Annotated in this window: 9 protein-coding genes and 2 pseudogenes; 5 read left to right on the plus strand and 6 right to left on the minus strand. The window is 57.0% G+C overall.

The window, feature by feature from the left end:
* Positions 1 to 338: 338 nt before the first annotated feature.
* The 4 genes and pseudogenes from minC to QZ571_RS14720 all read left to right on the plus strand — a co-directional run.
* Positions 339 to 1,091 carry a septum site-determining protein MinC gene (gene minC / locus QZ571_RS14705; protein WP_366929959.1) on the plus strand — a complete coding sequence of 251 codons (753 nt, stop codon included), beginning with the start codon at positions 339 to 341 and terminating at the stop codon, positions 1,089 to 1,091.
* Positions 1,088 to 1,930, plus strand: a complete 843-nt coding sequence (minD, locus tag QZ571_RS14710) for a septum site-determining protein MinD (protein WP_295536441.1) — start codon at positions 1,088 to 1,090, stop codon at positions 1,928 to 1,930. Before minC ends, minD begins: the two co-directional genes overlap by 4 nt.
* The gene (gene minE, locus QZ571_RS14715) at positions 1,927 to 2,220 is read left to right on the plus strand and encodes a cell division topological specificity factor MinE (RefSeq protein WP_295536444.1); all 294 of its coding nucleotides are present in this window, start codon (positions 1,927 to 1,929) and stop codon (positions 2,218 to 2,220) included. Before minD ends, minE begins: the two co-directional genes overlap by 4 nt.
* Before the next feature lie 765 nt (positions 2,221 to 2,985).
* A pseudogene (locus QZ571_RS14720) lies at positions 2,986 to 3,201 on the plus strand (DDE-type integrase/transposase/recombinase); the annotation flags it as partial.
* Positions 3,202 to 3,303: 102 nt separating this feature from the next.
* On the opposite strand, the gene QZ571_RS14725 reads toward QZ571_RS14720, so the two are convergent.
* The 6 genes from QZ571_RS14725 to QZ571_RS14750 form a co-directional block, all read right to left on the minus strand.
* On the minus strand, positions 3,304 to 4,263 hold the full coding sequence (locus QZ571_RS14725) for a D-glycerate dehydrogenase (protein WP_295536446.1): 960 nt from the start codon (positions 4,261 to 4,263) through the stop codon (positions 3,304 to 3,306).
* Between the two features lie 164 nt (positions 4,264 to 4,427).
* Positions 4,428 to 5,819, minus strand: coding sequence for an amidase (locus QZ571_RS14730; protein ID WP_295536449.1), 1,392 nt, complete (start codon positions 5,817 to 5,819; stop codon positions 4,428 to 4,430).
* On the minus strand, positions 5,809 to 7,227 hold the full coding sequence (locus QZ571_RS14735) for a TRAP transporter large permease subunit (protein WP_295536450.1): 1,419 nt from the start codon (positions 7,225 to 7,227) through the stop codon (positions 5,809 to 5,811). Before QZ571_RS14735 ends, QZ571_RS14730 begins: the two co-directional genes overlap by 11 nt.
* Positions 7,224 to 7,808: a TRAP transporter small permease subunit gene (locus QZ571_RS14740; protein ID WP_295536453.1), complete on the minus strand. Its 585-nt coding sequence runs from the start codon at positions 7,806 to 7,808 to the stop codon at positions 7,224 to 7,226. The genes QZ571_RS14735 and QZ571_RS14740 overlap by 4 nt, the downstream gene beginning before the upstream one ends.
* Before the next feature lie 73 nt (positions 7,809 to 7,881).
* Positions 7,882 to 9,012 (minus strand): TRAP transporter substrate-binding protein, encoded by a 1,131-nt coding sequence (locus QZ571_RS14745; protein WP_295536455.1) that lies wholly within the window; start codon positions 9,010 to 9,012, stop codon positions 7,882 to 7,884.
* Positions 9,013 to 9,279: 267 nt separating this feature from the next.
* A complete protein-coding gene (locus tag QZ571_RS14750; RefSeq protein ID WP_295536456.1) occupies positions 9,280 to 9,717 on the minus strand; it encodes a hypothetical protein in 438 nt (145 codons plus the stop codon).
* Here QZ571_RS14750 and QZ571_RS14755 point away from each other — a divergent pair.
* Positions 9,716 to 9,949 (plus strand): annotated as a pseudogene (locus QZ571_RS14755) (transposase); the annotation flags it as partial. The gene QZ571_RS14750 and the pseudogene QZ571_RS14755 sit on opposite strands and share 2 nt — an antisense overlap.

The following is a 9,949-nucleotide window of genomic DNA, read 5'->3' on the forward strand; positions in this document are numbered from 1 at the left end:
GCAATGCGGGACTTTTCCGCCCTACTGGGCGTGACCCAAGATTAGACAAGGTCACTTTCGTGTTATCGTTTCGTGATCATCATCTCCGCACCATCGCAGGCAGGGTGGCGCGTCGGGCAGGTCATGGGCGCGCCGGGCCTGACTGACAGCGTATGGCTCTCTGTTCACGCGCATGAACACGCGCGCCCACCGGCGGAAATTCGATCATTGACAGCAGCTTTCTGCCCAGTATCCGGCGATGGCCGTTTTGTGGGTGGCAAGCGCGCACGCTCTACCCAATAAGGGCAAAAACGAAGCGCAAATCGTTGCGCCAATCACAGAGCACAGCGAGGCCACTCGTGCAGACCCCCAGCAGCGACCCCCGGAGCGACACCGATCCGGTCACAGTCCGACCCTTTCATTTCCGCGGTCTATTCCTGACCGCCGTCGCGCTACGGCTTGAAACATCCGAAATGGACGAGACGTTTTACGAACGGCTCGACGCAGCACTGGCTCAGGCGCCGCAGATACTGGACGATGCACCAATCGTGCTCGATTTCGCGCTGGTCCCGGATATGAACGTGCCCGGCAAGATCCGCGATCTGATCGACAGGCTCTTTGAGCGCGGTCTTCTGGTCTTCGGGGCGCAAAACGCGACCGATGTGCAGCTTTCCACGGTCCGGGGCTACGGCATCATCCCAATCAAGGTGGGCCGCGAGACTGCGCTGCCTTCGGCCAAAACCAAAGCGAAGCCTGCCAAGAAAACGCCCGAGGCACCGCCCAAGTCCAATATGATCGTCACCGCGCCGGTGCGCTCGGGGCAGATGGTCGTGGCCGAGCATGGCGACCTGACGATCGTGGGGTCTGTCGCCTCGGGGGCCGAGATCGTGGCCGCGGGCAATATCCACGTCTATGGCACGCTGCGGGGCCGCGCTATTGCGGGTGCGCATGGCGACGAAAGTGCGCGCATCTTTTGTCAAAGCCAGCAGGCAGAATTGCTGGCGATTGCAGGACTTTACAAGACCAGCGAGACGATCGAACCGGAGCTGCGCAAGCGCAGCGTTCAGGTCTTTCTCGAGGGTGACAACTTATGTGTGGAGGCGTTCCAATGACCCAACTCAAGGAAGACGGACCGCGCGGCCGGGTGATCGTCATCACCTCGGGCAAGGGCGGTGTTGGCAAAACAACCTCGGCCGCTGCCATCTCGGCGGCCATCGCGAAACGCGGCCACAAGGTCGTGGTCATCGATTTCGATGTGGGCCTACGCAACCTCGATATGATCATGGGCTGCGAACGGCGCGTGGTTTTTGATTTCATCAACGTGGTGCAAGGCGATGCCCGCCTGAGCCAAGCGCTGATCAAGGACAAGCGCGTCGATACGTTGTCGATCCTGCCGACCTCGCAGACCCGCGACAAGGACGCGCTGACCTCGGAGGGCGTCGAGAAGGTGCTCGACGAACTGCGTAAGGATTTCGACTACATCATCTGCGACAGCCCCGCCGGGATTGAGCGTGGCGCCCAGATGGCGATGTATTACGCGGATGAGGCAGTCGTGGTGACCAACCCCGAAGTCTCGTCCGTGCGCGACAGCGACCGCGTTCTCGGCCTGCTGGCCTCCAAGACGCAGCGCGCCGAGAAAGGCCTAGAGCCGGTCAAGTCGCAGGTTCTTCTGACCCGGCACGATCAGGGCCGCATCGACCGCGGCGAGATGATGGCGGTAGAAGACGTGCTTGAGCTTCTGGCTGTGCCGCTGCTGGGGATCGTGCCCGAAAGCACCGCGGTGCTGCGCGCCTCGAATGTTGGCATGCCGGTCGTGCTGGATGCTCCTTCAAGTGCGGCCTCTGCCTATGAAGACGCCGTGGCGCGCTTGCTGGGCGAAGATGTCCCGATGCGTATCGGCAGCGACAAGCGCCCCGGTCTGCTCGGTCGGTTCTTCGGACGGTCCGCATGAGCTTGTTTGGTTTCTCTCTCAAGCCCCGCCGCCCGAAATCGGCGCAAACGGCAAAGGACCGTCTGCAGATCTTGCTGGCGCATGAGCGTGGCAGTGGCTCGCAAGAGCCCGATTACCTGCCCGCGATGCAAAACGACATCCTCGCCGTGATCCGTAAATATATGAAGATCGAGGATGACGAGGTCGACATCCGAATGGAGCGCAGGGACGACATTTCGAGCCTTGAGATCAATATCGAAATGCCGACGCAGCAAAAAGACGCGACCGCAGCTAAGGCCCGGTCGCGCTGATCTGACGACTGGATGAAAGCCCCCGGGCCTGCGTGCAAAGCGCCGCCGGTCGGGGCGCTGATCAGTCCGTGCGCCCCTCGGGCGCGGGCAGGTCATGGGCCTGGAAACGGGCCGTGATCGTATTGGCCACCCGGCAGGCGATGGTCATCGGTCGATCCTCGGACAATGAAATGCATGCGTAAAATTCCGCAAAGCGCATCTGTATAGGGCAGGGGCTCCTCAAGGGCACCGCGACCGGCGCTAAGTAACCCAATCGTGCCATTCGCTTCTGACGGGACGGGCCGACACAGCCACGATGAGCCGCTGGATCAGTTCTGTAGCAACGCGTGACTGTGACCATGTCGCCCATCGAGGGTTTCAGGTTCGAGTTTCCGCCCGAGACGTAGACTATGTATTCGCGTCCCTTGCGGTTTGCGCGCTGTCCTGCGCGGCGACACTGCGCCAATCAACGCCAGCACGAGCAAGAGGGAAATCGCCTTGCGGCTCACGCGTAGGCTCCGGTCTGGCTAGGGGGGCGGTTTGAGGCGATGTCGTAGAATGGGCCGATTTCGATAGCGAGCATGATCGCGATCAGCCACCATTCGTGCAGGAAGAAACTAGTACCAAGCTCTCTGCTCAGCGTTGCGAGCGCAGCTTGCGATCATTGTATTGCAGCTCTGACGGCGTGCACCCCTCTCGGTGAATGCGCGCATTCACCTGCCGGTCAACGGGATCGTGGCGCTTGCATTTCTCAGAAAGGATCGCACCACCAAACCGTGGGATCAAACAGCTAGGATTATCCAATCAAGATACCTCAACTACATGATTGAGGCAGGTCATCGCTTCATTAAGCGTCTCACGCACCCTATGCTGGGTTTCAAGGCGTTTCATTCTGGTGCCGCTCAACTGGGCAAAGCCAAAATCGCGCATATGATCCGCAAGGGTCAATTCGATCAAACAGGCGTCTCGCCAGGTGCAGAGATCGCGGCCCTCACAGCATAATTGTGTCCAACAAATGCTGACAGCTTGCCCGGCGAAAATTTACGACAGAAACCCCGTTCGACCCCATCATGCAGGGAGATATGACAAAAAATGTCGCCGTAGTCAGACAAGATCTGGCGGCGTGTCTCCACGGAAAAAAGCGTCTAGGTTGTCGAGTGCTTTGGCCCCCATCGCATCGCGTGTCTTGACTGTGGCGCTACCGACATGTGGCATCATCACAATATTCTCATGATCTGAAAATTCTGCATTTCCGCCCGGTTCGTCGCGAAAGCAATCCAGACCGGCTGCGGCGATCTGGCCAGATTGAATTGCGGCCAGTAGTGCTGCTTCATCGATCAGACTGCCTCGGGCCGTGTTCACCAGAATAGCCCCGGCTGGTAGCTGGGCGATCCGTGATGCGTTCATCATGCCCACCGTTTTCGGGGTGGAGGGACAATGGAGCGACAGAAAATCAGACACTGCCAGAAGACCGTCGAGGGTGTCATGAAAGATCGCGCCATGTTCGACATCGGGCGCAAGCCGGCTACGGTTATGATAGTGGATCTGCATATCAAAGCCGCGGGCCTTGCGCGCCATCGCACAGCCAACCCCACCCATCCCGATTATACCCAGTCGCGCGCCGGTCACCTGTTTGCCGACAAGAAATGCAGGCGACCAGAAATTCCACGCCCCTGACCGCACGATCCGGTCGCCAGAGATGGCCTTACGCGCGGCACAAAGCATCAGCATCATTGCCAGTTCGGCAGTCGCATCCGATAGAACGCCGGGCGTGTTCGTGACCATGATCCCACGAGACCGCAGCGCCGAAAGATCGCAATGATCGACGCCGACTGAATGGTTGGCGATGATCTTGAGTCGTGGATCAAGCTGTTCCACGACTGCAGCGCTAAAATGTTCAGAATGGCATGGGATGATACCGTCCACCTGAGCGCTCATGGCGATGATGTCATCGGCGCTGCCAGGCGTGTCAGTGGCATCCCAGATCACCTCATAGTCGCGTCGTGCGCGTTCCAGCGTCGCCTCTGACAGCGTCCGGGTGATCCAGATGACCGGTTTCGGCATCGAAATTCAGTCCTTTTTGTCGCTGCACGACGTAATGAAGTCATATGCGACCAGAATCACAGTCAATGTGATGACGATGACAAGATCCGGGCTGGGCACCTTGACTGCGAGGATTCCAAGGAACACCGCAAAAACGACAAACGCGAATAGTGCAAGAATTCGGTTCATGATTTATTCCCTGTCGTGTTGTCATCATCGGATGTCAGATTGCTCGCCCAATCAAACAGCCATTGCCCCGTTCGCAATAATCGCGCGTCATTGCCGCGCATCCCAACAATTTGCACGCCCATTGGCAGATTGTTTTCGGCAATCAGTAGGGGAAGGCCGAGGCATGGGGTCCCGCACAATGTCCAGAGTCCGTTGAAGATCGGATCGCCGGTGCTGCCTAAGCCCTTGGGTGCCGATCCTGTTGCGGAAGGGCACAGGATCGCGTCACATCGCTCGAAGATCTCTTCCAACGCCGCATTCAGAACTTGCGGGATGTCGCAGGCCGAAAGATAGTCGCGGGCGACTGCCGCATTGCCTTTCTCGATGGCCTGCCGAGTTTCTTCCCCCAACTGGTCTGCACCGTCGCGCCAGTAGCGGTAGTAGTGGTACGCCATTTCAGAGAAATTGATCAGCTGGCGCTGAGAGGCAGCCCCCGTGAAGACTCCAGGCAGTTCGACCTCAAACGCCTGATCGCCGAGAGCCGCAATCAGCTCGTCGAATGCTGCATGCAGATCCGGATCTGCGTCCTCCCAACCGGGCGGCTTGACGAACGCGAAAACCGGTGCGAGCGGAGGTTTCGATTGCGTCGCTTTCACCAGCGCGGGCACGGGTTCGTAGTGGGTCGCCGGATCAGCCTCGTCTTGGCCAAACAGCACTTCAGCCAACAGTGCGGCTCCTCCTGGGTCGCTGGCAAAAACCCCGACGGTATCCAGTGTTGGGGATTGCGACAGAATACCGCTGCGCGGGATCGCTCCGAAAGTGGGCTTATATCCGGTGATGCCGCAAAACGAAGCTGGACGGATGATCGAACCACCGGTTTGAGTGCCGATGGCCAGTGGAACCATACCATCGGCGACCGCCGCCGCAGACCCTTGTGACGACCCGCCCGGCGAGTGCGCAAGATTGTGCGGGTTCGCTGTTTTGCCGGGGTGCATGAAGGCAAGCTCTGTCGTCACGGTCTTGCCCATGATGATCGCGCCCTCTTTCTTGAGCTGCGAAACAACATAGGCGTCGCGTATGGGGATGCGCCCGGCGTCAAGCACGCAGCCGTTTTCCGTGGGAATCCGGGCGGTGTCGATGATGTCTTTGATCCCGACGGGCAGCCCATGAAGGCGCCCCAGTGGCCGCCCGGCACGGCGATGCGCATCCAGCGTCCGAGCCTGCGCACGCGCGAAGTCGGGATCGAACCAAGCCCATGCCCCGACCTCAGGTTCACGGGCTTCAATCCGGGCGATGTAGCTTTCGACCAGCGTAAGAGCGTCAATCGCACCCGAAGCCAACCTGTCACGCAACAGTAATGCGCCCGGCGCGCGCGCGAGCCTCTCAGCTTTATTGAAGTTAGCGGCCATAGAACATATCCGGCAGGGTGAACACGATCTGTGGGAACGCATACATCAGGACCATACTAATGATGACGCAAAGCAGGAACGGCATAACCCCCTTGAAAATCTGCGTCAAACGTAGCTCGGGCGGGGCGATGCCTTTCAGGTAGTAGGCCGACATCGCCATAGGTGGTGTTAGGAAACTTGTTTGCAGATTGAGTGCGACCAGAATGCCGAAGAACAGCGGATCAATGCCGAAGACATCCAGTAGCGGCAGGAAGATCGGCACGAAGATGATGATGATCTCGGACCATTCCAGCGGCCAACCCAGCAAGAAGATGATCAATTGCGCGATGATCAGGAACTGGATCGGCGTCAGGTCTAGACCAGCCACGAAATCGCCGATGACCTGCTCTCCGCCAAGATAGGAAAATACCGCCGAAAAGGTGTAGGAGCCAACAAACAGCCAACAGACCATCGCGGTGGTGCGGATGGTCAGATATACGCTTTCGCGCAGCCGCTGCCATGTCATCGCCCGGTAGAGGAAAGCCAGTAGAATACCGCCCAACGCGCCGATAGAGGCGGCTTCGGTTGGTGTTGCCAAACCGAACAAGATTGAACCCAGCACAGCGAAGATCAGGAAAGCCAGCGGCACGAAAGAAGTGACAATAAGCCAGAGAAGCTTCAACATTGGCATGTCGGGCACTTCGTCTTTTGTCGGACGCGGTGCCGATGACGGCTGCAGGATCGATCGGCCAACGATATAGATCAGATAGAGTCCGACAAGCGTCAAACCTGGTAGGAGCGCTGCCGCATAGAGCCGAACGATAGACACATTCGTCGCAGCCGCATAGACGATCAGCATGATCGACGGTGGGATCAAGATGCCAAGGGTTCCGCCAGCACAGATTATCCCTGCCGCGAAGGATGGCTCATAGCGCGCTTTCAACATCGCTGGCAGTGCCAACAGGCCCATAAGGGTCACCACAGCGCCAACGATACCCGTGGCGGTCGCGAACAACGCACAGGTGATCAATGCGGCAACACCCATCGAACCCGGCAAGTTCTTTGATGCGATATTCAGGGTCGTGAAAAGACGATCGACGATATTCGAGCGTTCCACGATGTAGCCCATGAACAGGAACAATGGCACGGCTGTGAGAACCTCGTTCGACATCACGGTAAATGTCTGGTTCACGAATAGGTCGAAGATGCGGTTATTTAGAAACCCCTCGATCCAGGTCGACCAACTATCCCAAGTGCTGGCGGTTTCGTCCAAGCGGTCGAAGGCGCGCCACATCCGGCTGGAATCGAAGTAGGCAAAGTAGCCAAAACCGATCCCCATAGCCATCAACGTAAAGGCGATCGGAAATCCCAGAAAAACAAAAACAATGAAGAGCCCGAGCATCATTAGGGCGACTTGAGGGTCAGTCATGATAGATGATCTTTCTCGGCCTTGTTGGCTTCGCGCATTAAGAGGTCTTCGGTCTCGAAGACATCCTCGGAGGCTTCGATCCATTCATTCGTGCGCATTGCGATGATGCAGCGCATTAATTGCGCAATCCCTTGCACAAACAAAAGCAATCCGGCAGCGACGATGACCGCCTTGAATTGATAGATTGGAACGCCGGCTGGACTGGCCGCCGACACCTCGCCGTAACGCCATGATCTGGCAGCATATTTCCAACCCGCAAAAATAAGTGCGGTGACGCCGGGGAAAAAGAAGATGAGATAGAGCACAAAGTCGATCTTCGCCTGTGTGCGCGGTTGCAAGAGCCGATACAGAAAGTCACCCCGAACATGGCCGCCCCGCGACAGAGTGTAGGCTCCGCCCATCATGAACAAAGCGCCATACATGATGAAGGACACATCCAGCGCCCAAGCCGTCGGACTGTTCAGGACGTAGCGTACGAAAACCTCGTAGCCCGTCCCGACGGCCATTACGATGATAAGCCACGCGAAGGCCTTGCCGAACCATGCCGAAAGACCATCGGCAAACCGAATGAAAGAAATCATGATATCCCCGTAGATTTCCAATGAAACCTCGACGCAGTGGGCGCCGAGGTTTCAATGGGTCGTCAAGTCCGAGTTAGAGCTTCACCTTACCCGGAAAGTAGTGGTCGTAGGCCAAACCATAATCGGGGGAGTTCATCAGTTCATAGTAGGACACCCGCTCGACCCAAGCCCGCTGGCTATCGAGGGTTTTTTTCATGAAAGGATCTGTTTCCAGTTCCGGGATCAGTTCGTCCCAAGCCTTCAGTTCCGCATCCAGAATTTCCTTCGACGTGCGGTGAATGGTTACGCCGGCATCATTCTGCAACCACTGGAGATCTGCGGAATAGCGGTCCATTGCCTTAGCTGTGTTCGCGGTCGAGGCCGCCTCGACACCATATTTCAGGATCGCCTGAAAATCGGGATCCAGATCTTCCAAGAACGTGCGTGAGAACAAAAACTCAAAGCTCTCGGAAGCCTGATGGTAGGACGAAAGATAGTAATTCTTTGCCACGTCCTGCGCGCCAAAGTCCTTATCCGATGACGGATTGTTGAATTCGAAGGCGTCGATGACGCCACGCTCCATCGCGGGCACGATTTCGCCACCCGGCAACTGCGCTACAGACATGCCCATTTTGGACATCAGGTCAGCGGCCAGACCGACCGTCCGGTATTTCAGGCCCTGTAGATCGGCAACCGTGTTGACCTCGCCCTTAAACCAACCAAAGGGTTGCGCGAACATCGGGAAGCCCAAACGGCCGACCACATCGAGTCCCATGATCTCCTGAGTCAGCTCGTCGTAAAGCTCCTGTCCGCCTCCAGCGTAGAACCATGACAGCATCGTTGTCGCAGACCCGCCAAACACCGGGCCGGTGCCGAACAGGGACGCCGCCTTGTTCTTGCCGTACCAGTAAACCGGAACAGAATGAGCGGCGTCGATCAGGCCGTCGTTGACAGCATCAAGCACTTGAAACGCGCCAACAACCGCGCCGGCGGGCAGCACGTCGATCTTCATGCGGCCACCCGACATTTCTTCGACGCGCGTCGCATAGTCGCGAGCAAATTCCTGCCAGATATTGGCATCGTTCCAAGATGTCTGCATTTTCACAACAAGCGGCGCTTGTGCCAATACCGCAGGTGCCGCAAGGACACTACCGGTTGCGACACCACCGGCGAGCGCCGATTTCGTCAAGAACGAGCGGCGGTTGAACTTTTGGTTTTTAGTCATGATTCCCCTCCCAGAGCGATCGTGAACGTGTTGATTTCGTTCGATTCGAGCAAAATCACACATATTCACGAAACGGTAACGATATGGTGTAGGATAGCAAGTATTTTAGCGTCGGGGGCATGGATGCACAGATTTTGTGCAGAAATTGTTGATTTTCATCCAGAAGCGACCCGGATTTTCCATCGAGAACTGACCCACCTTTAAGTTCGGGGGGGGGCCGCAAAGCGTGTTGGTTCGCTCTATGGGCGAACTATAGCGCTGTTGCGTTTAGATCCGTTGATAGACGACCGAAATCTCACATTCCGAAGTAGCTTCGATTTTTCTGACCACTTCGACCGAAATTTTGTCATGGAATGAATATTTCAATGTATTGAGTGAAACGGCCGATGAACAGCAAGATAGTTTGTGTTCGATAAGCTGAAGTCCTGTAATTTTATCAAAGTCTGCGGACATTGTCTGGCTCCACCAATCCAGATCGATATTGGTATGGCATTCAGGACATGAGACTTTTTCGAAATTCACGCCACAGTCAAAAAAATGGATATGCTCCTTGTTGATCACTTCGATCTCGTCAGCATCTGGCGCTACCTTTCCAGAATTTTGACGGCAGCTTTGGCGTTGTTCGATGATGATATGGGCATTGTTGCAGAACTCGACGCCGAAAGGTTTCACCTTGCGAATCCGGTAGGTTAACAGGCTCGGCATGAGCAAGCCCGAAGCAGGCCGCTACCGCACGACGAACTGGAAGTCCTATAGCGAACCCCTGAAGCGGCGTGGCTCGCTGTTGATCCGTTGACTGGCAACACATGTTTGCATGTGTGAGAGGTTGGCTCGACAAGGACATGAAGTGGCTCGGCCCCAAGTCCGGGCGTCCAGGCCGACCACCTGTATTCTCCGATGCCGCGATCCAGTTCTGCCTGATGGTGAAAGTGCTGTT

This window comes from uncultured Thioclava sp. (assembly GCF_913064665.1).
Classification (GTDB): domain Bacteria; phylum Pseudomonadota; class Alphaproteobacteria; order Rhodobacterales; family Rhodobacteraceae; genus Thioclava; species Thioclava arctica.

Coding starts and splice junctions, on each gene's coding strand:
- minE (WP_295536444.1), top strand. CDS start 1,927: ATGAGCTTGTTTGGTTTCTCTCTCAAGCCCCGCCGCCCGAAATCGGCG.
- minD (WP_295536441.1), top strand. CDS start 1,088: ATGACCCAACTCAAGGAAGACGGACCGCGCGGCCGGGTGATCGTCATC.
- QZ571_RS14750 (WP_295536456.1), bottom strand. CDS start 9,717: ATGCCGAGCCTGTTAACCTACCGGATTCGCAAGGTGAAACCTTTCGGC.
- QZ571_RS14745 (WP_295536455.1), bottom strand. CDS start 9,012: ATGACTAAAAACCAAAAGTTCAACCGCCGCTCGTTCTTGACGAAATCG.
- QZ571_RS14740 (WP_295536453.1), bottom strand. CDS start 7,808: ATGATTTCTTTCATTCGGTTTGCCGATGGTCTTTCGGCATGGTTCGGC.
- QZ571_RS14735 (WP_295536450.1), bottom strand. CDS start 7,227: ATGACTGACCCTCAAGTCGCCCTAATGATGCTCGGGCTCTTCATTGTT.
- QZ571_RS14730 (WP_295536449.1), bottom strand. CDS start 5,819: ATGGCCGCTAACTTCAATAAAGCTGAGAGGCTCGCGCGCGCGCCGGGC.
- QZ571_RS14725 (WP_295536446.1), bottom strand. CDS start 4,263: ATGCCGAAACCGGTCATCTGGATCACCCGGACGCTGTCAGAGGCGACG.